Origin of the sequence: Flavobacterium xinjiangense (assembly GCF_900142885.1) — a bacterium.
GTDB lineage: Bacteria > Bacteroidota > Bacteroidia > Flavobacteriales > Flavobacteriaceae > Flavobacterium > Flavobacterium xinjiangense.
In genome coordinates, this window is sequence record NZ_FRCL01000007.1 from 79,594 (window position 1) to 106,183 (window position 26,590).

Annotated in this window: 18 protein-coding genes; 8 read left to right on the plus strand and 10 right to left on the minus strand. The window is 34.3% G+C overall.

Annotated elements, in window-relative coordinates:
• Positions 1-43: 43 nt before the first annotated feature.
• The 3 genes from BUC23_RS09975 to BUC23_RS09985 all read right to left on the minus strand — a co-directional run bounded on the left by BUC23_RS09975 (position 44) and on the right by BUC23_RS09985 (position 3,558).
• Positions 44-790: a succinate dehydrogenase/fumarate reductase iron-sulfur subunit gene (locus BUC23_RS09975; RefSeq protein WP_073209045.1), complete on the minus strand. Its 747-nt coding sequence runs from the start codon at positions 788-790 to the stop codon at positions 44-46.
• Positions 791-878: 88 nt separating this feature from the next.
• Positions 879-2,879, minus strand: a complete 2,001-nt coding sequence (locus BUC23_RS09980; protein ID WP_073209047.1) for a fumarate reductase/succinate dehydrogenase flavoprotein subunit — start codon at positions 2,877-2,879, stop codon at positions 879-881.
• A gap of 13 nt (positions 2,880-2,892) precedes the next feature.
• A complete protein-coding gene (locus BUC23_RS09985; protein WP_073209049.1) occupies positions 2,893-3,558 on the minus strand; it encodes a succinate dehydrogenase cytochrome b subunit in 666 nt (221 codons plus the stop codon).
• A 357-nt stretch (positions 3,559-3,915) separates the two neighbouring features.
• On the opposite strand from BUC23_RS09985, the gene BUC23_RS09990 reads away from it, so the two are divergent.
• Positions 3,916-5,277 carry a hydroxymethylglutaryl-CoA synthase family protein gene (locus tag BUC23_RS09990; RefSeq protein WP_073209050.1) on the plus strand — a complete coding sequence of 454 codons (1,362 nt, stop codon included), beginning with the start codon at positions 3,916-3,918 and terminating at the stop codon, positions 5,275-5,277.
• Between the two features lie 75 nt (positions 5,278-5,352).
• On the opposite strand, the gene BUC23_RS09995 is transcribed toward BUC23_RS09990, so the two are convergent.
• Positions 5,353-6,834 carry a helix-turn-helix domain-containing protein gene (locus BUC23_RS09995; RefSeq protein ID WP_073209052.1) on the minus strand — a complete coding sequence of 494 codons (1,482 nt, stop codon included), beginning with the start codon at positions 6,832-6,834 and terminating at the stop codon, positions 5,353-5,355.
• A 118-nt stretch (positions 6,835-6,952) separates the two neighbouring features.
• Here BUC23_RS09995 and aceB point away from each other — a divergent pair, with 118 nt between their 5' ends.
• The 4 genes from aceB (at position 6,953) to BUC23_RS10015 (ending at position 12,503) form a co-directional block, all read left to right on the plus strand.
• The gene (gene aceB, locus BUC23_RS10000) at positions 6,953-8,554 is read left to right on the plus strand and encodes a malate synthase A (RefSeq protein WP_073209054.1); all 1,602 of its coding nucleotides are present in this window, start codon (positions 6,953-6,955) and stop codon (positions 8,552-8,554) included.
• Positions 8,555-8,591: 37 nt separating this feature from the next.
• Positions 8,592-9,872, plus strand: a complete 1,281-nt coding sequence (gene aceA / locus BUC23_RS10005; RefSeq protein WP_073209056.1) for an isocitrate lyase — start codon at positions 8,592-8,594, stop codon at positions 9,870-9,872.
• 156 nt (positions 9,873-10,028) lie between these two features.
• Entirely contained in the window at positions 10,029-11,321 is a 1,293-nt protein-coding gene (locus BUC23_RS10010) for an aminopeptidase P family protein (RefSeq protein WP_073209058.1), read from the plus strand.
• A 381-nt stretch (positions 11,322-11,702) separates the two neighbouring features.
• Entirely contained in the window at positions 11,703-12,503 is an 801-nt protein-coding gene (locus BUC23_RS10015) for a TIGR00266 family protein (RefSeq protein ID WP_073209060.1), read from the plus strand.
• A gap of 234 nt (positions 12,504-12,737) precedes the next feature.
• Here BUC23_RS10015 and BUC23_RS10020 read toward each other — a convergent pair whose 3' ends face one another.
• Positions 12,738-13,895: an AbiH family protein gene (locus BUC23_RS10020; RefSeq protein WP_167365572.1), complete on the minus strand. Its 1,158-nt coding sequence runs from the start codon at positions 13,893-13,895 to the stop codon at positions 12,738-12,740.
• 107 nt (positions 13,896-14,002) lie between these two features.
• On the opposite strand from BUC23_RS10020, the gene BUC23_RS10025 reads away from it, so the two are divergent.
• Entirely contained in the window at positions 14,003-14,785 is a 783-nt protein-coding gene (locus BUC23_RS10025; protein WP_073209250.1) for an alpha/beta fold hydrolase, read from the plus strand.
• Here the strand turns inward: BUC23_RS10025 and BUC23_RS10030 are convergent.
• The 5 genes from BUC23_RS10030 to BUC23_RS10055 all read right to left on the minus strand — a co-directional run bounded on the left by BUC23_RS10030 (position 14,782) and on the right by BUC23_RS10055 (position 24,577).
• Positions 14,782-15,453, minus strand: coding sequence for an ATP-binding cassette domain-containing protein (locus BUC23_RS10030; protein ID WP_073209062.1), 672 nt, complete (start codon positions 15,451-15,453; stop codon positions 14,782-14,784). The genes BUC23_RS10025 and BUC23_RS10030 overlap by 4 nt on opposite strands.
• 300 nt (positions 15,454-15,753) lie before the next feature.
• On the minus strand, positions 15,754-18,531 hold the full coding sequence (locus BUC23_RS10040; protein WP_073209065.1) for a PD-(D/E)XK nuclease family protein: 2,778 nt from the start codon (positions 18,529-18,531) through the stop codon (positions 15,754-15,756).
• A gap of 64 nt (positions 18,532-18,595) precedes the next feature.
• The gene (locus BUC23_RS10045) at positions 18,596-20,029 is read right to left on the minus strand and encodes an OmpA family protein (protein WP_073209067.1); all 1,434 of its coding nucleotides are present in this window, start codon (positions 20,027-20,029) and stop codon (positions 18,596-18,598) included.
• Between the two features lie 134 nt (positions 20,030-20,163).
• Entirely contained in the window at positions 20,164-21,357 is a 1,194-nt protein-coding gene (gene kbl / locus BUC23_RS10050; protein ID WP_073209069.1) for a glycine C-acetyltransferase, read from the minus strand.
• A 70-nt stretch (positions 21,358-21,427) separates the two neighbouring features.
• Entirely contained in the window at positions 21,428-24,577 is a 3,150-nt protein-coding gene (locus BUC23_RS10055) for a UvrD-helicase domain-containing protein (protein WP_073209070.1), read from the minus strand.
• A 326-nt stretch (positions 24,578-24,903) separates the two neighbouring features.
• On the opposite strand from BUC23_RS10055, the gene rbfA reads away from it, so the two are divergent.
• Both rbfA and BUC23_RS10065 read left to right on the plus strand, forming a co-directional pair.
• Positions 24,904-25,296, plus strand: a complete 393-nt coding sequence (rbfA, locus tag BUC23_RS10060; protein WP_073209072.1) for a 30S ribosome-binding factor RbfA — start codon at positions 24,904-24,906, stop codon at positions 25,294-25,296.
• 3 nt (positions 25,297-25,299) lie between these two features.
• On the plus strand, positions 25,300-26,499 hold the full coding sequence (locus tag BUC23_RS10065) for an ABC transporter permease (protein ID WP_073209074.1): 1,200 nt from the start codon (positions 25,300-25,302) through the stop codon (positions 26,497-26,499).
• Positions 26,500-26,590 lie beyond the last annotated feature (91 nt).

Sequence of the window (26,590 nt, forward strand, 5' to 3'; positions counted from 1 at the left end):
AACTTTTACATCGAATGCGTTTAATAATTTAAATTATTAGGTTTTATCCTTTCAAGCTTGCTGACATATATTCTCTGTTCATACGAGCAATGTTTTCAAGAGAAATCCCTTTTGGACATTCAACTTCACAAGCTCCAGTATTAGTACAGTTTCCAAAACCTTCCGCATCCATTTGGCTAACCATATTTAGAACTCTATCGGTAGCTTCAATTTTTCCTTGAGGCAACAAAGCATATTGAGACACTTTTGCAGCAACAAATAACATAGCTGATGAGTTTTTACAACTTGCCACACAAGCTCCACAACCAATACAAGCAGCTGCATCAAATGCATCGTCAGCATCTTTCTTGTTAACTGGAATCGTATTCGCATCAATTGTATTTCCTGATGTATTTACAGATATAAATCCACCTGCATGTTGAATTCTGTCAAAAGAACTTCTATCAACAACTAAGTCTTTAATTACAGGAAATGCTTTCGCTCTGAATGGTTCGATAAAAATCGTATCACCATCCTTAAACATTCTCATGTGCAATTGACAAGTAGTTACTCCTCTATCCGGTCCATGAGCTTCACCATTGATATACAAAGAACACATTCCGCAAATTCCTTCGCGACAATCGTGGTCAAAAGCTACAGGCTCATCCCCTTTCATGATTAATTCATCATTTAAAATGTCAAGCATTTCAAGGAACGACATGTCTGGTTCAATGTGATCTATAGGGTATTCAACTATTTTTCCTTCTGCAGCGGCATTTTTTTGACGCCATATTTTTAATGTAAGTTTCATATTTTTAGTTTAAAAGTCATAAAGTCGAAAGTCGAAAGTCGATTGACATGGAGTCATTTGACTTGAAGACGTTAGACATTTGACTAAATTATTTATAACTTCTTTGAACTAATTTCACGTTATCAAATACCAACGGCTCTTTATGCAAAACAGCTTCACTTGGTTTTCCAGTGTATTCCCACGCAGCTACATATGCGAAATTCTCATCATCACGTTGCGCTTCACCTTCTTCGGTTTGGTATTCTTCACGGAAATGTCCTCCACAAGATTCATTACGATGTAAAGCATCTTTAGCGAACAATTCTCCTAACTCAAGGAAATCAGCAACACGAGTCGCTTTTTCTAATTCTTGATTCAAGCCATTTGCGTCTCCAGGAACTTTTACTTCTTTGTAAAATTGATCACGTAAAACGGCAATTTCTGCAATCGCTTCATTCAATCCTTTTGCGTTACGAGCCATTCCAACTTTGTCCCACATGATTTTCCCTAATTTCTTATGGAAATAATCAACAGAATGCGTTCCTTTATTGTTGATAAATCTTTCGATTTGCTCTTTCACCGCTTTTTCAGCTGCTGCAAATTCAGGTAAATCTGTAGATATTGTTCCCATTTTAATGTCTGGTGATAAATAATCACCAATAGTATATGGCAATACAAAATATCCATCAGCTAAACCTTGCATCAATGCTGATGCTCCAAGTCTGTTTGCTCCGTGATCAGAGAAATTAGATTCTCCAATAGAGAAACATCCTGGAATTGTAGTTTGCAAGTTATAATCAACCCATGTTCCACCCATTGTATAATGTACAGCAGGGTAAATCATCATTGGCGTTGAATATGGATTTTCATCAACGATTTTTTCATACATCTGAAACAAGTTACCGTATTTATTAGCAACAACTTCTGTCCCTAATTTAATAACTAAAGCAGTGTCTTTTTCATCTAAATGTTTGATTTTAGCTTGATCAACTCCATATCTTTGGATAGCTGCTGCGAAATCTAAATAAACAGCTTCTCCTGTTTTGTTTACTCCAAAACCTGCATCACATCTTTCTTTAGCAGCACGAGATGCAATATCTCTAGGCACTAAATTTCCAAAAGCTGGATACCTTCTTTCCAAGTAATAATCCCTATCAGCTTCAGACAAATCTGTTGGTTTCTTTTTACCTTCACGAATTGCTTTTGCATCTTCTAGTTTTGCTGGCACCCAGATACGTCCGTCATTACGCAATGATTCTGACATCAATGTTAATTTCGATTGGTGATCTCCAGAAACAGGGATACACGTTGGGTGAATTTGCGTGTAGCAAGGATTTGCGAAGAATGCTCCTTTTTTGTGAATTTTCCAAGCTGCAGTAGCATTACTTCCCATTGCATTTGTAGAAAGGAAAAATACATTTCCATAACCACCCGAAGCAATAACAACTGCATGAGCTGAATGTCTTTCTATTTCACCAGTAACTAAGTTACGAGCGATAATCCCTCTCGCTTTTCCGTTCACGATTACTAAATCCAGCATTTCGTGACGGTTGTGCATTTTTATTTTTCCACGACCTATCTGGCGGTTCATTGCCGAATATGCCCCTAATAATAATTGTTGACCGGTCTGACCTTTTGCATAAAAAGTTCTTGAAACTAATGTTCCACCAAAAGAACGATTATCTAATAAACCTCCGTACTCACGTGCTAATGGCACACCTTGAGCAACGCATTGGTCAATAATATTTCCTGACACTTCAGCAAGACGGTGAACGTTTGCTTCACGCGCACGGTAATCTCCCCCTTTTACAGTATCATAAAACAAACGAAAAACGGAATCTCCGTCACCTTGATAATTTTTGGCAGCATTGATTCCCCCTTGTGCAGCAATAGAGTGCGCACGACGTGGTGAATCCTGAAAGCAAAATGCTTTTACGTTATATCCTAATTCTGCCAATGTTGCAGCAGCAGAACCTCCAGCTAAACCTGTACCAACGACAATTATATCTAAATTACGTTTGTTAGCCGGGTTTACTAAATTAATATGATCTTTATAATTTGTCCATTTGTCCGAAATTGGACCGCTAGGAATTTTTGAATCTAATGCCATTTATAATTTAATATTAATGATTAAAATGATGAAATAATGCAATGAAAATGAAACCAAAAGGAACTACAATTGCAAAAGCATATCCCAATTTATGTAATGATCTTGAATATTTGTTGTTGAATCCTACTGATTGAAAAGAGGAGTTGAAACCATGCCATAAGTGCAATGACAATAATAAAAAAGAAATACTGTATAAAGCCGTACGGACTGGACTTTCAAACTTTTCAGCTAATTCATGGAAATATCTAGTTTCATTTAATGGATTAACATCTACATATTTGTAAACCATTTCAGGAAACCAAAAATCATAAAAGTGTAATGCAATGAAAGCCAAAACAACTGAACCTGAAACAATCATGTTTCTTGAAGCCCAAGAAGAATTTGCAGCTCCGTTATTCTTTGCGTAAGAAATTGGTCTTGCGCTGCGGTTTTTGAAATCTAAAACAAAACCCATGATAAAGTGAAAAACTACTCCAACGATTAAAATTGGCTGGATAACGAATTGAACTAATGGATTATTTCCCATGAAATGGGATATTGAGTTGAATGTATCGGCACTAAAGACCGATGTCATATTGATAAAAAAATGCTGTGCTAGAAACAACATCAAAAAAAGTCCTGAAAGTGCCATAGCTACTTTTTTTGCTATTGACGATTTCAATAATGCAGATTTTGCCATAAGATTTATATAATTTGTTTTAAAAAATTCTACAAAAATAAAGCAATTAGACAGGAACTACAACCTTTTCGTTGTTATTTATAATGAATTTAAAGTGTTTTACACAAAACACCAAGAAATCTCTAAAAATCAAACAAAATTCAAAAAATGTTTAAACAAAAAAGAAAGAAATCTTAAATAAGAGGCAACAGAATGCATCAAAAAACACGCTAGAAAAAGACTAAAATTACCAATTCAATAATTTTAATTATTGTTTATTTATAAATTAATAAAAACATCTCCTACGTTGAATTTATATCAGAAAAACGATTGCATCAAGACAATGCGTTTTTAACTTTACAAGTTAAAAATTGAATAATGAAAACAGGAATTGATTCCATCTCTTTTGATGTTGCTAAGATCCATTTACCTATTAAAACTTTGGCGAAAGCCAGAAATATCGAACCTGAAAAATTAGAAAAAGGTTTAGGCTTAATAAAAATGACATTACCCGATTTACATCAAGATTCGGTAGTTTTTGCCGCAAACGCTTTGACAAAACTGATTCAAGAAAACAACCTCAATTTTAGTGAAATTGCAAGAATTTATGTTGGAACAGAAAGTTCGATTGATAGTTCAAAACCGATAAGTTCTTTTCTAATCGCATTGATGGAACAAAAATTTGGCGAAAACATTTTGTCAGAATGCGATGTGGTTGATTTTACATTTGCTTGCATTGGTGGTGTTGACGCATTGCAAAACTGCTTGGATTACGTTAAATTAAATTCTACCAAGAAAGCAATTGTTGTCACAACTGATTTTGCTAAATACGATTTAAACTCTACGGGTGAATATACCCAAGGTGCCGGAGCATTAGCAATGTTAATTACCTCAGACCCTAGAATCATTGCATTTGACAACAATTGGGCAACAAGTACAAAAGGGGTTTTTGACTTTTTTAAACCGTACCGCACTATTTCAAAAAAAGCAATTACAGGAAATTCAACTAACGAACCTTGGTTTGATAACCTTGAAGACGAAATAGAAATCCACAAAGACCAACCCGTTTTTGACGGACAATATTCCAACCAATGTTATATGGATCGCATCAGAAATGCTTATTTTTCATTAAAAAAATTAAAAAACACAAACGAAACAATCTACAAATCATGGGAAAGCATCATTATGCATTTGCCTTACGCGTTTCAGGGGCGTCGCATGTTATCTGAGATTTACGCTTTGGATGCCGAAAATAAAATGATCAGTGGTGACGAAGACGCAACCGAATATCAAAATAAATTGAAAGGAATCAGTAAATCTGAAGACTTCCAAAATTTTGTACATAATAAATTGATGCCTGCCGAACTCGCTTCTTCATTAATCGGTAATTTATACACGGGCTCCATTTTTATGGGACTGCTATCGACCTTGTCTCATTTTTATGATACTGCAAAAGAAATAACCGATAGTAAATTTGGGTTTCTTGCTTATGGAAGTGGCTCTAAATCGAAAGTTTTTGAAGGAACTATTCAACCAGATTGGAGAGCAGCAATAGCTGGTATTAAACTATTTGAAACATTAGAAGAAAGTTTTGAAATTGATTTTCCAACATACGAAAAACTTCATAAAAAAGAACAAAAACAAAGCATTCAGCTCCCTAAAAAAGAATGGGTTTTAGACCGAATAGAAAAAGAAATCCCCAATCTATTAGGAGCTCGTTACTACAAATGGATCGACTAATTTTTCAAGCGAGTAAAAAAAGCACCGAGAATTCTTAATCGAACTTTCGGTGCTTTTCTTAAATAAAATGCACGTCTAACTAAATTTAGCCATATACTGTTGTACGATTAAATCTGTATTTTCATTTCGGATTTTCTGTTGCAATTGAATTGGCGGAGAAGCTCTTTCCAAGCAGTTTTTAACTGCACAAGTCTCACATGTAACCCCTACAATTTGTTTTTGGAGCGATTTATTGTCAATAAATTTGAATTTTTTCTTTACACTAGGCGTAATTAATATTCCCACAGAAATACTTCTAAAACAATCTTTTTTAAACGGATCCAATGTTGCTGACGAGAAAACCAAATACTCATTACTACTGTTATCATAGCGAGAAATTTGTGCATCAAAAAAGTGATTTTTGTTTTGTTTCATAGCATTTTCAATCGTTTTGATTGACACCCATCTTCGACAATAATGCTCATTCATTTCATTAGCATGTGGTTCTTGCTGATTGGTAATGTGCAACTCTTTTTTTATTTGGTATGTATCCGCACCAATTTTATGTGACAATCGCAGAAAGAAGAGATTCTTTAACTGAAAATCCTTTGGTAAAATATTGGTCAGTCTTTGATAAAAAGATTCAGGAGAAACATTGAATTTACCCATCAGCTGGACCATCTCTTGTGGTTTTGGATCTGTTTTAGACAAAAACAAATTCAACTCATCAATAAGTTGTTGTCTAGGTATAAGTAATGCTCCGGCAAAATATGAAGCATAAAAGTTATTAAGAACCTGATCAAAATTATCAAATTTTATCCAACTAAAAGTGAACAACCTTTCTGTAATTTCCAGATAATTATAAGCGATTTCTTTGGCCAAAATAAATGCTTTTTGGGGCTCATCAATATCCAATGAAAGCAACAAAGTTTTACTTTTAGGAACAAATATCGACCTTAAATCCCCTAATTCTTCTTGCTCAGAAAAAACAATTTCTTGAATAGTATAACCATATTCCTCTATTAAGATGGCCGACAATTCCTCAATGGAGATTTTAGTATCAATATTAATATGAAATGCTTTAGAGAATTGCAATACTTTCAATTCTAAATCTTCAAAATAATTATTGTGAGCTTCTTGATAAGAACGCAAGGCAGCCAAGAAAAAACTTTCGCGTGTTAAATTGTAATGCTGGGCTATCTCAATAATCGTACTAATGAAAGCATTTACTTTTGCAGGAGCATTAGCAATGATATCGATAAGATCATTTTCCTGAATTCCAAAAATATCCAAAGGAATCTCTTTTAAAATACCCGATTTTAAAATTTCACCAATAGGCGCCAAATTATTATCCAGTTTTAAGGAAACCATATGATCGTAAGAAACATCCAGTTTTTCTGACAGAAGAATAATCTTATCTGTTTTTGGATATTTTTTTCCTTTCTCGATTTCGTTTAAGTACGATTTTGAAAGGTCTGTAATTTTAGCCAAGCCAAATAAAGACAGGTTCTTATTGGTGCGCGCCTGCTTGAGTTTTAACCCGAAAATCAACTTTATATAATCCTTTTCTATATTCATAAATCAAAGATACGCTAAAAAATAAAAAAGACAAAAAAATATTTTTTTCATTTTTAGCGTACGTTCGCTTGTTTTGTAAAAAATTTTTTGTACTATTGTCATGTAAAACGAATTAGCCATGATACACCAAAACGAAACAACCGAAAAATTACTTCAGTTATCAACTGAAACGAATCACCATTATCCAGAAATATTGACGAATGAAGCCATTGATTTTTTAACAGACTTACATCAAAAATTTAATGACAAAAGACTTGCGTTATTAGAAGACCGAAAAAAACAACAGGTCTTATTTGACCAAGGAACATTACCAAGTTTTCCTGCAGAAACAAAAAGCGTCAGAGAAAGCAATTGGCAAGCCGGAAAAACTCCAAAAGATTTATTAGACAGAAGAGTGGAAATAACCGGTCCCGTTGACAGAAAGATGGTCATCAATGCACTTAACTCGGGAGCAAAAACTTTCATGGCCGATTTCGAAGACAGCACTTCACCAACCTGGAGTAACTTAATGAGCGGGCAACAAAATTTGAAAGACGCAGTAAATAGAACCATCACTTTAGAAGACACTAAAAAAAATAAAAAATACAGCCTAAATGAAAAGACCGCGGTTTTAATAGTTCGCCCTAGAGGATTGCATTTGCCGGAAAAAAATATTTTGATTGATGGTGAGCAAGCTTCAGGATCACTTATTGATTTTGGATTGTATGCTTTCCATAATTACAAACAGCTTATTGAAGATGGAACTTCTCCCTATTTTTATATTCCAAAATTGGAACATTATTTAGAAGCAAGATGGTGGAATGAAGTTTTCGAATTTACACAGGAATATTTGGGAGTGCCAAACGGAACATTCAAAGCAACTGTTTTAATCGAAACCATAACAGCCAGTTTTCAATTGGACGAAATCATTTTTGAACTAAAGGATCATATTGTTGGTCTTAATTGCGGAAGATGGGATTACATTTTTTCTTACATCAAAAAATTAAGAAATAATCCGGCTTTTATTGTTCCAAATAGAGATCAAGTGACAATGACTTCTCCTTTCATGAGCGCTTATTCACAATTGGTTATTCAAAGATGTCACAAAAGAAACATACATGCTATAGGCGGAATGGCCGCTCAAATTCCGATAAAAAATGACGACGAAGCTAACGCAATTGCTTTCAACAAAGTAATAGCCGACAAAGAACGTGAAGTAAAAAATGGACATGACGGAACTTGGGTTGCGCATCCGGATTTGGTTTCATTAGCCATGACCGTTTTCGACAAATACATGCCAACAGCAAACCAAATTCATGTAAAAAGAGAAGATGTACACGTTACCGAAAAAGATTTATTAGAAATTCCAAAAGGAACAATCACCGAAGAAGGAGTTCGAAAAAATATCAGTATTTCTGTTTTGTATATCGCATCCTGGCTAAACGGACAAGGCGCTGCAGCTTTACACCATTTGATGGAAGACGCTGCAACTGCCGAAATATCAAGATCACAGTTGTGGCAATGGCTTAAAAACGAAGTGGTTTTAGACAATCAAAAAGTATTAAACGAAAAATACTACCATCGAATGGCCATGGAAGAATTTGAAAAAATCAGAAAACTTGTTGGAGATGAAAATCATGAAAAACAAAAATACAGATTGGCAGAACAACTCTTAGACATCTTAGTGGTAAACGATAATTTCATCGAATTTTTGACCATCCCAGGATACAAATACATTTAAAAAAACTATTAACAAACAACCATAAAAACGCAGAAAAATGAAAACAACAGAAACAAGAATTCAAGAATTAGTTGCAGACTGGATCACTAACCCAAGATGGAAAGGAGTAGAACGCCCTTATACTGCTGAGGAAGTTATCAAATTACAAGGGTCTTACATCATAGAACACAGCGTCGCAAAAATTGGAGCTAACAACCTATGGAACAAACTTAATTCTCAAGATTTTGTAGCTGGACTTGGAGCATTAACCGGTAATCAGGCGATTCAAGAAGTTGAGGCGGGTCTTGACGCAATCTACTTAAGTGGATGGCAAGTTGCCGCTGATGCAAATGTTGCCGGCGAAATGTACCCAGACCAATCTTTATACCCTGCAAACAGTGTTCCGCTTGTAGTAAAACGAATCAATAACGCACTTTTACGTGCCGATCAAATACAAGTTGTAAACGGAACGACTGATAAAAAACATTATTTAGTTCCTATAGTTGCTGATGCCGAAGCTGGTTTTGGAGGTAATCTAAACGCTTTCGAATTAATGAAATCTATGATTGAAGCTGGTGCAGCAGGAGTTCACTTTGAAGACCAATTGAGTTCAGCTAAAAAATGCGGTCACTTGGGCGGAAAAGTATTAGTGCCTACACAAGAAGCAATCAACAAACTGATCGCAGCAAGATTAGCGGCTGATGTTATGGGAACTCCAACTTTAATCGTGGCTCGTACTGATGCTGATGCGGCCAATTTATTGACAAGCGACATCGATCCTAGAGACGCCAAATTCATTACAGGCGAGAAAACAGGAGAAGGATTCTTCTATGTAAATTGCGGAGTTGAACAAGGAATTGACAGAGGATTGAGCTACGCACCCTATGCTGATTTGATTTGGATGGAAACCAGTAACCCTGATTTGGCTTACGCCAAACAATTTGCAGATGCCATTCATAAAGAATTCCCAGGCAAAATGTTAGCGTACAATTGCTCACCATCTTTTAACTGGGCTGCAAAATTATCTGTTGCTGAAATGGAAACATTCAGAGAAGACCTTGCTGCAATGGGATACAAATTTCAATTCATCACATTAGCTGGATTTCACGCCTTAAACACTAGTATGTTCGAATTATCAAAAGCGTACAAAGAAAGAGGAATGGCCGGTTATTCTGAATTACAGGAAAGAGAATTTGCTTTGCAAAAACACGGTTTCAAAGCGGTAAAACACCAAGGTTTTGTTGGGACATCTTACTTTGATGCCGTACAAAATACGGTTACTACAGGAAAATCTTCAACGACGGCCATGAAAGATTCTACTGAAGTAGCACAGTTTTAATAAAAAAAGTAGTTAAGAACACAAAATGTATTTGGTCTGAAAAACAAATTTCAACCTCTTACGTTTTGTGTTTTTTTATATAATTTTGCCAAATTCGTAACTAAAATGATTTAAACTTACTATTTTTGAGTAATTAAAAGTTTAAACACAATTGTTATGAAATACCATCAAATTGACCGTGACTTATTTATAAAAAATCGTGCTAAATTCATGGCTCAAATGAAGCCAAAAAGTGTAGCAGTATTTAATTCCAACGATATTTACCCCGTTTCTGCGGACAGTACTTTACCTTTTGCACAACACCGCGATATTTTTTATTTAAGCGGAGTAGATCAAGAAGAAAGTATTTTATTGCTTTTCCCCGATGCGCCTTACGAAAACCAAAGAGAGATGTTATTCCTGAAAGAAACCAGCGAACACATTGCAATTTGGGAAGGTGAAAAACTGACTAAAGAGCGCGCTCTGGAAGTTTCAGGAATCAGAACGGTTTATTGGTTACAGGATTTCGAAAAAATTTTATTCGAAATGATGACACATTCCGATACAATTTACATCAACACAAATGAGCATTATCGTGCAACGGTTGAAACTGAAACTCGCGAAGCCCGTTTTGTAAAATGGTGGAAAGAGAAATATCCTGCACACGCTGTCGCAAAAAGTAATCCTATATTGCAACGCCTTCGTTCTGTGAAAGAAACCGAAGAATTGGATTTAATCCAAAAAGCCTGTAATATTACCGAACTTGGTTTTAGAAGATTATTGCCTTTCGTGAAACCAAACGTTACAGAATATGAAATTGAAGCCGAATTGATTCACGAATTCGTTCGCAATCGTTCCAAAGGTTTTGCTTACACACCTATTATCGCTTCGGGAAACAATGCTAATGTTTTGCATTACATCGAAAACAACCAACAATGTAAAGCCGGTGATTTGATTTTACTGGATGTTGCAGCTGAATATGCGAATTATTCCAGTGACATGACGCGTACCATTCCAGTTTCAGGAAAATATACCAAAAGACAAAAAGAAGTATACAATGCCGTTTTACATGTAAAAAACGAAGCGACCAAAATGCTTGCTCCGGGAACGCTTTGGAAACAATACCATATCGAAGTGGGGAAAATCATGACTTCTGAGTTGCTAGGTTTGGGATTAATCGACAAAGCCGATGTGCAAAACGAAAACCCAGACTGGCCTGCCTATAAAAAATATTTCATGCACGGAACCTCCCACCACATGGGATTGGACACGCACGATTACGGAATTCTAACGGAACCTATGCAAGCTAACATGGTGTTCACCGTAGAGCCTGGAATTTACATTCCTGCCGAAGGTTTCGGAATCCGTCTGGAGGACAACATTATTGTTCAGGAAAGCGGCGAACCATTCAACATGATGCGCAACATCCCAATTGAAGTGGACGAAATCGAAGACTTAATGAACAGTTAATTCCTTAAATACATACAACCAAATCGGTTTACAGCAATGTGAACCGATTTTTTTTTGGGCGCAACCCAGCTTCCGCAAACTCCAGCTGCGTCGGGCTATCCGCTATAAGTCCTCGTCTCGTCCAAAAAGACGAGACTGTGGGCTTTCCGCTCTTATCCCTTGCGCGCTTCAACGAGAAAATCTGTAATTCCAAAATTCATCTTAAAGCTGTAACTTTATTATCACCCTTCCGACTTATTTAAAACAATACATATTTTGTAAAATATTCTATATGTAATTTCAACCATTAAGAAATTAAGAAAAATTAAGCTCTAATTCTTAATGAAACTTAATTTCTTAATGGTAAAAAAAATTAATTAAAAAAATTAAAACACAGAAATCATGCAAGCACACGAAATAGACTACCACATATATGGCGAGGAAATGCAATATGTGGAAATAGAATTAGATCCACAGGAAATCGTAATTGCCGAAGCCGGAAGTTTTATGATGATGGATAACAACATCCAAATGGAGACCATTTTTGGAGATGGATCAGAACAACAATCCGGATTGTTTGGCAAACTTTTGAATGCCGGAAAAAGAGTGCTGACCGGCGAAAGTCTTTTTATGACAGCGTTCATCAATCAAAATAATAGTAAAAGCAAAGTTTCATTTGCAGCTCCCTATCCTGGAAAAATAATTCCAATAGACTTGACCCAATTTGGTGGTAAATTCATTTGCCAGAAAGATTCCTTTCTTTGTGCCGCCAAAGGCGTTTCTATAGGAATTGAATTCTCTAAAAAACTAGGACGTGGATTGTTTGGTGGCGAAGGTTTCATCATGCAAAAAATCGAAGGTGACGGAATGGCGTTTGTACATACCGGAGGAACGTTGGCCAAAAAAGAATTAGCAGCTGGCGAAATTCTAAAAGTCGATACGGGCTGTATCGTTGGTTTCACCAAAGATGTTGATTACGACATTGAGTTTATTGGCGGTATAAAGAATTCTATTTTTGGTGGCGAAGGATTGTTTTACGCCACCCTTCGCGGTCCGGGAACCGTATATGTGCAATCTTTACCATTTAGCAGATTAGCAGATAGAATCATCGCATCTGCTCCAAAAGCTGGAGGAAGCAGCCGTGACGAAGGCAGTTTACTGGGTGGATTAGGAAGTTTGCTCGATGGCGACAGACGATTTTAGTCTAAATTTAAACTTTCCATTTGTCATTTCGACAAAGGAGAAATCGCATCACCATGCATTATGTAATTTCTTCTTCGTCGAAATGACAATAACGATTTTCAGAAATGGAGGTCATTTTTATTTTAAAGGAAGCTGAATTTGAGGCAAAGGCTGACAAAGTGTTTTGTTTACAATTTTCTCTCTCATTAATTTTTTCTTATTAAAATGTCTTGAGATATTTTGAATAATTTCTGTCTAATTATCTTTAATAACTTTGCCATTATCATCCTTTGTCTCATGATAAAAAACCTTTATTGAACGACAATTATTGTGCTCAAAAACAGTATTAAGTAATGTCCTATCAGACAACCCACAAGAATGTCCCATAACTAAAATCTGGAATTTATTACTGTCAATAAAATCAAGTAAATTTTTATAATTAGAATTTTGTAAATATTTAAATGATTTAAAATTCTCTAAATATTCATTGTCATCTAAATTTTCAATTATCTTATAGTCGTCGTCCATTTCATCACCGAAACCAAAATTAATTTTATACTCATTTTCATTTCCTATTATCCCATGTATAGGAATATGAGTTTTTGCCAAATCATCATTTAAATTTTGAACTCTTAAATATCTAAGTGCTGTTGGAGTATAATTAAAATTTAGAATTCTAAATAATCCTTTTGAATCTTCTACATTTCTTGTTTCAAAGTCATTTTCAATTTCTTTATAATCATCACTAGAAAATTCCTTATCAAGATTTAATTCTTTATTAAGAATAGAAATAGGCCTTAGAATATCACAAAACTTAAATTGATCATAATCTGAACCCTTAATTAATCCTGAATTAAAGGAATCAACAACTTTTTCTTTTAAATATTTTTCCAAAAGACATTTAACTTGTTCAAAATCTGCATTAAGTTTTACTAACTTTTCTTTTCTCGAAATTTCAAAATCATCTTTATCTACTGATATATTTACTACCTTTAAATTAACAATATCTTTTAATTCTTTATAATATTCGTTTTCAATATCAACCCAATTTCTAAACGCTTTTTGGTTTATTAATCTAAAAAAAATATTTTTATAATTAATTATATGGTGTCTTGGATATTTTCCACTTCTATTATTTCCATATTCACGATAAATTTCTGCGTCAGAAAATTTTATTTTTTCATCATGTTGCATAATAAAATTTGCCAATCCTTCTAAATTTTCAACTTGATCAAATTTAAAATCGTGTCCCAAATTTTGAAATGAAACAAAATCATCGTCGTGACTTGCACAAGTTACTCCCTTCCAATAATCATCAATAAAATGTTTATAAGAAGTTGGCAACCCATGCGCCAGATCAAAACCGTTTCCAACAATCACAAGTCTGTTCATAATTACAAATGCTTTCCTCAAATATACTATTTTTATTACAAACCTATTCATGAATTACTTCTATGACCTTATATTTCTTAAATGGTTAAAAAAATAAAATGTTACTTTTGCACTTTAAACTAAAAACTTTGAAACAAATTCTCTTTAAAAATACCAACATTTCCTATTCCGATACCGGGAAAGGCACCGCTATCGTCTTGCTTCATGGTTTCTTGGAAAACAAAACAATGTGGGATTTTTACATTCCGGAGTTGGCCAAAAAAAACCGAGTAATTGCCATTGATTTATTAGGTCATGGCGAAACCGAATGTTTAGGATATGTGCAAACGATGGAGGAAAATGCCGATGCGGTTCACGAAGTTTTATCAGCATTGCGCATTCGTAAGGCCATTTTCGTTGGACATTCTATGGGCGGTTATGTTGCGTTAGCTTTCGCAGAATTGTATCCTGAAAAGGTAAAAGGATTAGTTTTATTGAATTCAACATCAAAAGCAGATAGCGAAGAACGAAAAATAAATCGCGATCGCGCTATTAAAGCGGTGAAACAATCTTTTATAAATTTTGTATCATTATCCATTGCTAACTTATTTAGCGAAGATAACAGAGAAAGACTTTCATCAGAAATAGAAAGTGTAAAAATCAAAGCTTTAAAAACTCCACTTCAAGGAATTGTAGCTTCATTGGAAGGAATGAAAATAAGAAAAGACCGAGAAGTTTTATTGCACCTTACGCCTTATCCTAAACTGCTAATTTTAGGAGAAAAAGACCCTGTTTTAAATTATTCAGAAACCAAAGAACAAATAGAAAACACCGAAGTTAAACTCTTTACTTTTCCTGATGGACACATGAGCCACATTGAAAATCAAGAAGAATTATTGAAAGTGCTATTGTTGTTTTTTAAAAGAGTTTAAATCATTCCTACTTTCAAATATCCTTTTTCCACCAATTCACTTCTATCTCTTAAATGATGCATTTTCCCTTCTTTCATTAAGACGAGTTCCGTCGAGATTTTGATTATATTTTCATAATTATGATCAGTAATGATAATTCCTTTTATATTTGAATATTTAGTAACTAATACATTTATTTTGTCAATCATAATTGGCGACAAACCATTGTAAGGTTCGTCTAGCAGCACAAATTTAGAGTTTTTGTTCAATATTAATTTAATTTCTAAATACCGCAATTCTCCACCTGACAATTGGTTTATTTTTTTATTGAGAATCGTTTGAATTATTTCATCTTCATAAAACTCCTGAAGTTTATCATTAGCAACAGACAATCCAATAGCTTTTTTTACAAAAAACAAATTGGGAATAAAATTTTCTTGAGGCAAATAACTGATTTCGTTTAGCAAATCGCTGGTTTTTGATTTCACTACGCCATCTACGCGAACAAATTTAAAATCGGCAGTAACAATTCCAAAAATGATTTTTAACAATGTTGATTTTCCGGAACCGTTTCTTCCCAAAATACCAATAATATCTTTAGTTTCACACTTCAAATACACATCGGAAACTATGATTTTCCCATCATGTTTTTTTTGCACACTGTCAACTTCTAAAATGCTTTTAGTCATATAAATTACACTATTTGATTAATGACCAAAATCAAAATTACAGCAAAAACGAAATTCATTAGAAAGCTAAAAACTAACAGATTCAATTTTGACATTCCATTGTTTAAATAAAATAAATATTCATTTTTAGAATTTACTTCTTTTATTAATATACTAATACAGAAACCGTAAATAATAATTCCTAATTTGAATATTTCAAATCCTCCAAAAACCCATAATAAAATACTTATTGACAAAGTAATAGTCAAAGTGCTTTTGTAAAACTCAAAAATATTGGCTAATTTTTTAATTGGGACGTATTTAAATTATTATCTCTTCAAAAGGAATCTTTACCTCTAAAATTTCATTCAATAACACAACAATTTGCTCCAAATAATTGGATAAAACCTCCTCGTTTATAATTGAATTCATTTCTTTTTCTTCTTTGAAAGCAAATGGAAGAAAACCTGCTTTTAAATTCTTAAACGAAATAATCCCTGCTTCTATTGGTTTCCCTTTTGCTTCTTGTTCGTACATATACGCATAGGCCAAAACCTGAATAATTTTATCGCTTTTGATATCTTCTGTTAAACCTTTCCAAGTTTTAAGAATAACATTTACTTTATCAACTTTGCCCGTTTTATAATCAATGATTCGAATCGTTCCGTTGCGTTCTTCGATTCTATCTACATTTCCTTTTATCAATACCGGAAAAGGCAAACTAGGATGATTTAATGTTCTTTCAAAAGTTTGTTCCAAAGCCAAGATTTTAATTGCATCGCCACTTTTGATACTTTCCAATTCTACTTTCAGGAAATTAGAAACATTGCGTTTCGCAACTTCAAAAGCCAAAAGATTACGTCCTTTTTTAATTTCACCTTCTTTATAAACCAATTTGAACTGTTTCAAGACTTCAGCGTCTATTTGTTTGAAACAGTTTAAAATATCATTTTCCGAAATAAATTTACCAATGAATGGTTCGTATAAAACTTTCAAAGTTTCATGTATAATGGTTCCCAAAGTATTCAAAGCTATGTTTTCTTCGACTTCTTCGACTTCTCTGATCCGCAATATCTTTTGGAAATAAAACTGAATCGGATTACGGATATAACTCGTCAGTGCCGATGGTGAAAACCCCTTCTCAGCAATTTCCTTCAATCGCAACATCACACTTTCCGATTTTGGAATTACCATTGGCTGATATGCCGTTTCGGGTAAAACAGCATTATAAATCTCGTGCGTAAGCGTATGATTTTTTTGCTTTTCGACTTCCAGTTGGGTAATGAATCGACTTTTTTCACCCGCATCTAATCCCTCACTTTCGGTATTATAAAGCAAATAAATATTTTTGGCCCGTTGTAACAAGTGATAAAAATGATAGGTATAAATGGCATCTTTCTCTTTGAAAGTTGGCAGACCCAATTCGCGTTTCACATCATACGGAATAAAAGAATTCTGGGATTTGCCGGCAGGAAATTTCCCTTCATTCATTGAAGTAACGATTACGGTATCAAAATCTAAAACTCGGCTTTCCAATACACCCATAATTTGCAAACCATTCAAAGGTTCTCCTTCAAAAGAAACCTCAGCTAAATCAATTACTTGTTTGTAAATAGCATAAAGCGTTTCAATTTTATCGATGTGTTTGTGTTGAGAATAATAATTGATCAGTTTATTAATCGTTTTAAAAATAGCAAAGACAAAAGCTTTGGTAATTTTTTCTTCCTCGTTATCATTACTCAAATTTTCTTTTATTCTTTGTAACAGTTTAGAAATAGTCTCTAATACGGGAATGGAGCCATTTTCCCATTTTTTAAACAGCAATAAAAATAAATCAGTTGGATCTGAATGGAGTTCAAGCAGCTTTTTATGAGTGATAAATGTATAATTATTTTTATTAATTGTGTTAACCAGTGCGCTGGTTTTCGCATAAGGTTCTACTAACGGATGTGTTAAAATATCCAGTACATCTTTGTAATACAAGACATAATCTTGGGCATTTCTGGACAAAGCATTGGTATGCATCTTGAACAATTTAGCAATCAAAATCTGAGCTGGATTATTTTTACTCGAATAACCCATTGTTATATTTAAAGCACCGACGCTTGATGGTAACGAATACAAAAGGGGCACCAATAGATTCTCTTCCCCCAAAACAATCGCTACTTTATCTAACGACGCATCAGTCCCGAGGCTTCGGGATTCATTGATAATATTTTCTATTATACTTCCGGTGATTTTGGTTTGACCAATTGACTTTGGTGTACCTATGACATGAATGTTTTTTGTTTGTGAAAAATCATTTACAATCCATTCAAAAGGATTGGATTTATAATGCTTCCAACTTTCTTTAAAACGCCTTACAAACAATCCTGCATCGTGATATGGGTCATTGAGAAAGGTTTGGTCCACATCCCAATATATCTTGGCGCAGTCAGAAGCGATTAAATGTTGTATGATTTTTTCTTCAGCGGCATTAAGCGCATTGAATCCAGCAAAAACAAATTGTTTGTTTGAAATTGAATTAGAAAAATGACTTAAATTATTTACTGCCTCGCGATAAATTAAACCTTGATAACCGATTCCTTTATTTGATAAATGTGTATAAAGTGAATTGTAGTAATTGGGCAATAATTTCCAAAAATCAATATATTTTTCCAGTAATGCAGTTTTATTTTCAACTTCAATTCCCCATTTTTTTATGTCTTCAATGTCTTTCAGATATGACAAAACATAAGAAGGATCTAATAAATACCGATCGATTTCATTAAAATCCTGCAACAATGTTTTTGCCCAATTAGCAAAGAGTTCAAAAGATTGTTGGTTTGATTTTTCAGTAATTGACAAATAAACTTTAAAAAATTCGAACAATAATTCGATTGGGTCTATGGAACGGATACCGGAAATATCCTGAATAAAATCTTCAATACTAATAATTTCGGGCGAAAGTATGTTAGTTGATACTTTATTCTTCAAAGCTTCTATCAAAAATATTTTGGCTCGTTTATTTGGTAAAACAACTATTACATTGGATAACTCATTTGAATAATTTTCAATTAAAACGGCGGCTATTTTATCTAAAAAAGAAGTATTTGTCATTTTATAAAAATAAAAAAAACGCCCCGATAAATCGAGGCGTTTTCCATAAATATTTTAGAAAAATTTATTCTTTTATTAAAGAAATTTCAGTTCTTCTGTTGTGTGCTTTTCCTTTAGCAGTTTTATTAGTATCAATTGGTTTAGTTTCACCAAAACCTGTAGATTTTAATCTATCAGCAGCAATACCATTCTCAATTAAGTAATTTTTAACTGCTGCAGCTCTGTTTTCAGATAATGTTTGGTTCATTGCGTTAGAACCATCGCTATCAGTATGACCTTCAACTAAGAATCTTGAATAAGGATATTCTTTTAAGATTGCAGTAATTGATTGTAAAGTTGGGTAAGTTTGTTTTTTGAAAGTAGATTTTCCAGAATCAAACAAGATTGTTCTACTGTACTCATTCAATTTCATCATAACTTCCTCAGAAACTTCAGGACAACCTTGATTAGCAACTGTACCTTTTACATCGATACATTTATCATCTTTGTCTAAAACACCATCTCCGTCAGTATCTGGCCAAGGACAACCTGCGTTTTCTTTAGGACCTGCAACTGTAGGACATTTGTCATCTTTATCAGCAACACCATCTCCGTCAGCATCTGGACAACCATTTAATGCAGCTAAACCAGCAACTTCTGGACAAGCATCATCTTTATCAGCTATACCATCGCCGTCAGTATCAGGACAACCTTTTAATGCAGCTAAACCAGCAACATCAGGACAAGCATCCTCACTATCTTGGATACCATCGCCGTCTGTGTCAGGACATCCGTTGAATTGTTTTAAACCAGCAACTTCTGGACAAGCATCATCTTTGTCATAAATTCCATCACCATCTGTATCTTTACCACCAAATTTGAAAGTAAGTCCAGCAGTATGTTGGAAATGTGATGGAGCATCAGGTTTTCCAGCAGCATCTTCTCTATCACCAAATGATTTTTTGTATGCTGTAGCAAAAGATAAACCTATGTTATCAGTAAACCAAAAAGTTAAACCAGCACCTGGGTTAACAGTTCCGTAGCTACTGTCTCCAAAGAAAGTATATCCACCACCAACAGATAGGGAAGGATCAATTACTTTAGATTTAAGTAAATTCATAAAACTATATCTAATAGTTCCATCAATACCATAATACATTAAGTCACCAGGGTTAGTTACGATGTAACCACGAGAATCATGACCAACAGCATTTGGAGCAAATTGAACATATTTAGTAATTTTGTTTACAGAACCTTGAACTCCAAAAGTGAAACCATCTCCTATAAATCTTGATACAGAAAGATAAGATACTGAAGGAAGAATATTCCAGTTGTCTTTTACAGCGAATGGTTGAGAAAAATGACGATCTGCCCAATTTTTTCCGCCACCAGCACTTGTTCTGGTGTCAACAGCATTAACTCCAAAAGAGATTGCCCATGGGTTGTTACTGTCTTGTGCGTGAGAGCTTAATCCCATCACCATCATTACAGCAAATAAAAGTTTGTTAAGATGTTTCATACTTATTTTTTTTAATTAAATAATTAGTTAATTACAAACAAAAGTAATGCGTAATTTTATAAATACAAAATGAAATGTTAAAATAAACCTACAAATTATACCAAAAGTGGAAATTATATAACTTCAAATGAAAATTATATAACTTTTAACATCTTACCCACTTCAATAAAAGCATTAATTGCTTTGTCCAAGTGAGCAGTAGTGTGAGCCGCTGATAATTGAACTCTAATTCTAGCCTTATCTTTCGGAACCACTGGAAAAAAGAACCCAATTACGTAAATTCCCTTTTTTAACAGTTCATTGGCCATATTTTGGGATAATTTGGCATCATATAACATTACCGGAACGATTGCTGAATCGCCATCAATAATATCAAAACCGGCTTTTTTCATTCCTTCCTTGAAATAATTAGTATTCCATTCTAATTTATCACGTAAAACGGTATCTCTTTCTAATATTTCAAAAACTTTTATGGAAGCTCCAACAATGGCAGGAGCCAATGAATTTGAAAATAAATAAGGTCTGGATCGTTGACGTAATATTTCAATAATCTCTTTTTTTGCTGTTGTATAACCGCCCATAGCTCCTCCAAGTGCTTTTCCTAAAGTTCCTGTAATGATATCTACACGACCCATCACCCCTTTTGCCTCGAGCGTTCCTTTTCCGGTTGCACCAATAAATCCGGCCGCGTGGCATTCGTCAACCATGACCATAGCATCATATTTATCTGCTAAGTCACAAATTTTATCTAAGGGCGCCACTACTCCGTCCATAGAGAAAACACCGTCCGTAACAATTAATTTGAATCTAGTTCCAGCGGCTGTAGCTTTAATCAGTTGTTGTTCCAAATCTTCCATATTGCTATTTTCATAACGGTAACGCGCCGCTTTACACAAACGAACCCCATCGATAATAGAAGCATGATTTAAACTATCCGAAATAATGCAGTCTTGTTCTCCTAACAACGGCTCAAAAACACCTCCATTAGCGTCAAAAGCCGCCGCATAAAGAATCGTATCTTCGGTTCGGTAAAATTCAGAAATCTTTTTTTCCAATGTCTTGTGGATATCCTGAGTTCCACAAATAAAACGCACGGATGACATTCCGAAACCATGTGTATCTAGAGCATCTTTGGCAGCCTGAATCACTTCTGGGTGCGATGATAATCCAAGATAATTATTGGCACAAAAATTTAAAACTTTCTCTCCGGTAGAAATCGTGATTTCGGCTCCTTGTGGCGAAGTGATGATTCTTTCTGATTTAAAAATTCCGTTATCTACAATAGTTTGAAGTTCTGATTGCAGGTGTTGTTGTATTTTTCCGTACATGATTTTGTAAAAGTTTAAGATTTAAAGCTATTGTCCTAATGACATAAAGGCTCAAAGTTTATAATTTAGGTTACAAATGTACTACATCGATTGCTGAACCTATATACACAAGTGCTTTTTTTACCACTTTATACCCCATTAATTCAATTGCCTGTTGATAATTTTCCAATTGTAATTGGTATTTTGAATTGTGCGTTCCTGTTTTATAATCCAATAAAAACACCTCATTATCTTTGTTTATCGTCATTCGGTCAGGCTTGATGGTTTTTCCTTGTTTTTGGATTATGGTTTGTTCGTTTAAAACCTGATTCCCCTCAGAAAAATAACTTTCTAATTCACTATGATTAACAATTTCCTGAATACTTTTATAAACCGTTTCTTTTTGTCCAAAAGTGATTAATCCACTTTCAATGGATTTTGTAATCGCTAAATCAACATCGGCTTTTGTTTTTACGAAAGATAAAATCTCATGAACTAAATTACCGTATTCTATAGCTTCCTGCTGGTGCGTTCCCCACATAATAGCTTCGCGTTGTGCAATTTTTATGTTTTTGGGGTTGAGAATTTCTGTCACCAAAGGAATCGTTTTAGAAGTATCGACATGCTTCTTTTCTTCTGATAATTTGGTTGAATTCCCAAATTCATACTCCAATTTACTTTCGTCAAATTCTCCTTTGCTCATCAAATAATTAATAAAAAAAGTACACATGTTATTTTTTGGAACCTCGCCTTTTCGGGACAAATTCATATTGGAAATGACATATAATTGTTCTTCGGCACGAGTTAAAGCCACATACAAAACATTGATATTATCCAACAATTCTTCCTGCTTTTTTTGATTATAAACCAAAGATGCTTCCTCACCAAATCCTTCTACCGCACTACTATTATCAATTAAAACTTTAGGCAAACCTATAGTTTCCTCTTCGGCGTTGAGCCATAGTTTATCTTTGGGTTTCCTGTTGTAATCTTCCTCAGCAAAAGGAAAAATAACGACCGGAAATTCCAAGCCTTTCGATTTGTGAATGGTCATAATTCGCACTGCATTATTCCCTTCTGGTGAAGGAATGCTAAATTTATCAGCATTTTTGTCCCAGAAATTCAGAAAGTCCGAAATTCCTGCTTGATTGCGAATGTCACGTTCCAAAACAATATCCAGAAAATATTGGACGTAAGCGTTACTTATTTTTGGATTTAGGAATTTCGAAATAATAACCTCAACAGACTCATACAATGATTTTTTTCTAATATTTTGGAACGAAAGTGAGATATCAAAACTCATCAGCCAATTTTCGAAATCAGTTTCATGAAATAAAGCCATTCCTTGCGCAATGAAATCATGAACTGGCATTTTACCTTGAATATGCTCTCCAACATAATGCAAGAAATAAGCCTTCGCTTCTAAATCGGCGTTGTTTTTTAAGTATTTTAATAAATGAATAATCAAGCGGACTTCAGTGGCGTTTTGTATCATCAAAGTTTCTGATGATAAAAGCGGGATTTTTTGTTCGGTCAAATAATTGGCAATCGCAATTCCTTGGCTTCGTTTTCTGGTCAGAATCACAATATCTTTGTATTCAAAACCTTCCCGAATTACTTTTTGAATCGTGTTCAATGTCGCTAAAACAAATAATTCTGTTTTATCCAAGGATTCTTCCTCATCTTCTGAAGTTTCCACTTTTGGAATAAACGAAATATTTACATAACCACCCGTTTTATGATTTGTCTTTTGGTGACTGTGATTTTCGTATAAGTCTTTATAATCTAAATGTTCGAATTCATTCGATACTAATTGAAAGAAATCATTGTTGAATTGAATTACCTGCGAATAACTTCTGTAGTTTTTATCTAAATGTTCCAAAACTTTCTCCGGATTATTGAACGGATTTTGTTCTTTACTCAAGTCGATAAATTGCTCGGCTTTTCCGCCACGCCATCTGTAAATGGATTGTTTTGGATCACCCACAATCATCAAAGTTCCTTTTTCGCCATCAATTTCGCTGGACGTAGCATTATCTATAAGCGGAATTAAATTCTGCCATTGCATTTCGGATGTATCCTGGAATTCGTCAATAAAAAAATGTCGGTATCGTTCTCCCAATCTTTCATATATAAAAGGCGCTGGCTGGTTTTGAATTTCCGTGTGAATAATTGCATTAAATTCAGAAATGGAAAGCACGTTTTGTTCGCTTTGAATTTTGGCTAATTCATTACTAACGGTATTCAGCAATGATAATGGCGTAATGTTTTTCAGAAAAGCTTTGTAGAAATCTCTTTTTTCGAAAGTTTTATAAATTCGGTCCAAAATCTGTAATAAATCCGGGATTATGTTCTCAATAATCGCGCGGTCTTTTGCCGTTTTATTGATTTTTATATCATCGAATTCGTGATAGGTTTTATTTTTTGGATTGAATTTTCCTTCTTGGATACTCAACAAATGTTTTGGAAAATGTCCTGCCGAAAATGATTTATTATCAATTCCGTTTTTGTCTATTAACAATAATGCTTCTTCTGCAAAAACCACAGTTTCTTTTTCTAAAACTTTGCAGGCTTCGCCTAATTTCTTTTTTATTTCAACAAATTCACCGATGGATTTATCTTGAAAATGCGTGATTTCGTTTCTATTGTTTTCGTTTAAAACCAAACGACCGGTATCGAGAATTTCCCTAGAAATATCCCACGATTTATCATCGTCAGTTTTTTCCATTGTGAAATCAATTAACAGCTTTGTTAATGTTTCATCTTCACCGGCTTGTGCAATAATGGCATCAACAGCTTCAACAAGCAGATTTTCGGTATCCAAAGTGACCTCAAAAGTCATAGGCAAACCTAAATCATGCGCAAAAGCCCGAATCACTTTATGCGTAAATTTATCAATCGTAGAAATATCAAAAGCGGCATAATTGTGAATAATATGCTTGATGATTTGTTGCGCTTTGGTTTTGATTTGAATGATCGATAATTCCGTATCTATTGACAGATCCTGCATTAAATCCTGCGCTTTTGAACTTGGTTCGTCTTTGGCAAATTCAGAAAGGCTGCCTACAATTCGGGATTTCATTTCGTGTACCGCTTTGTTGGTAAACGTTATGGCGAGAATGTTGCGATAGGCATCATTTTTCTTGGCAACAAGAATAATTTTTAAATACTCTTTCACTAGCGCATACGTTTTTCCGGAACCGGCTGATGCGTCATATATGGAGAAGGAAGGTCTTTGCATGTAGTTTTATATTTTCCCCTCCCCAACCCTCCCCAAAGGGAAGGGAGACAGGATGGAATTAGTTTCTCTTTAATCTGAATTTGATAGTTTCCGAATGTCCTAGCCCTGATTACTTCACTTAGCTTTTATTTCCATCGGAGTTCAGTGAACTTCGTTTGAAGTGGAAATTCTTTTATAAAGCTAGAAGCCTTCAAAAGGCTTCCAGCTTTATAAAAGATTGCAACGAATAGCAGGAAATAGCTCCTAAAAATACAACTATTGCTAGGTTGTTTTTAAAAATTGTCTCGAAACTTCGGGATAAAACTTAAAAGTAGTATTTTTGCAGCATGGAAACAAATAGACAGAAAAAAATAGGTGGGGTTATCCAAAAAGATTTGGTTGATATTCTGCAAGGTGAAGTGAGAAAAAACGGATTGGCTAATTTAATCATTTCGGTATCCAAGGTTACTGTAACTACAGATTTATCAGTAGCTACAGTGCATTTAAGCGTTTTCCCTCAGGACAAAGCAAAAGAGATTTTAGAAGCGGTTAAGTCCAATTCTAAAACAATAAAACATGATTTATCACAACGTGTTCGTTTACAATTAAGAAAAGTTCCAAATTTGGTTTTCTTTATTGACGATTCTTTAGATTACATTGAAAAGATTGATAATGCGCTAGCCAATAGAGATAATCCTATAGAAAACAGAGATCTTTTGGATAAACGCAGATTTCAATAAAATTTGAATTTTCCTCTTTACATAGCCAAACGCTACATTCTTAGCAACAGTAAAAACAACGCTATAAATATTATCAATCGCATTGCCAGCATGGGAATTATTGCTGGTGCAATGGCTTTGTTTGTCGTTTTATCTGTTTTTAGCGGACTGAAAGTTTTTAGTCTTTCGTTTACCAATGACATTGATCCTGATTTAAAAATTAGTAGCACTTTAGGCAAATCATTGCTTATTTCTCCCGACCAGGAAAACCAAATCAAGAAAATTGACGGTCTTGCTTCTTATACCAAAATAATTGAAGAACGGGTCTTATTTACTTATGACGGAAAACAAGAAGTTACTTACTTGAAAGGTGTTGATGCTAATTTCAGTAAAGTTAATGCCATCGAAAAAAAGCTTTTCAACGGTCAATGGCTGAAACCGGATACGTATCAAGTGGTCGTTGGTTATGGAATTGCCCAGAAATTTTCAATGGGTTTACTTGATTTTAATAATCAGTTAGAAGTGATGGTGCCAAAGGCAGGAAAAGGCAGCATTGAAAATGAAGAGCAAGCGTTTAACAAAACGGACATTATTCCTGTTGGGATTTATGCCATCAGCGAAGATTTAGATTCAAAATATGTTTTTGCCGATTTAGGTTTAGCGCAGGAACTATTGGAATACAAAACTAATCAGGTTTCTGGAATTGAAATTAAAGTAAAATCCGGTGCTGATGAAAATTCCATCATCAGCAAACTTCAAACTATTTTCAAGGATAAAATTACCATAAAAAATAGGGCTCAACTTAACGAGTCGCTCTACAAAATGTTGAATACCGAGAATATTGCCGTGTATTTAATTTTTACTTTAGTTATCGTCGTAGCACTTTTTAATTTGATTGGCGCGCTGATTATGATGATTTTAGACAAAAAAGGAAATCTTAAAACCCTCTTCAATCTAGGAACTGAAATCAAGGATTTGCGAAAAATATTCTTGCTTCAAGGGACTTTACTGAGTGTTTTTGGAGGAACTATCGGTTTGATTTTAGGAATTATTATTGTGTTATTACAACAACAATTTGAACTTATTATGATAACCCCAACACTGGCTTATCCTGTGGTTTTCAATGTAGAAAATGTATTGATTGTTATGGGAACCATAGTTACGCTCGGTTTTGTAGCTTCGCTGATTGCGAGTAGTCGTGTGAGTAAAAAGTTATTGGAGTAAGATTTTTGACTTCAAATTAACGATTTTTGATTTCGGATTTAAAAAAAATAAAACACAAATTCCACTAATTTACATGAGCTCATTTGTGCAA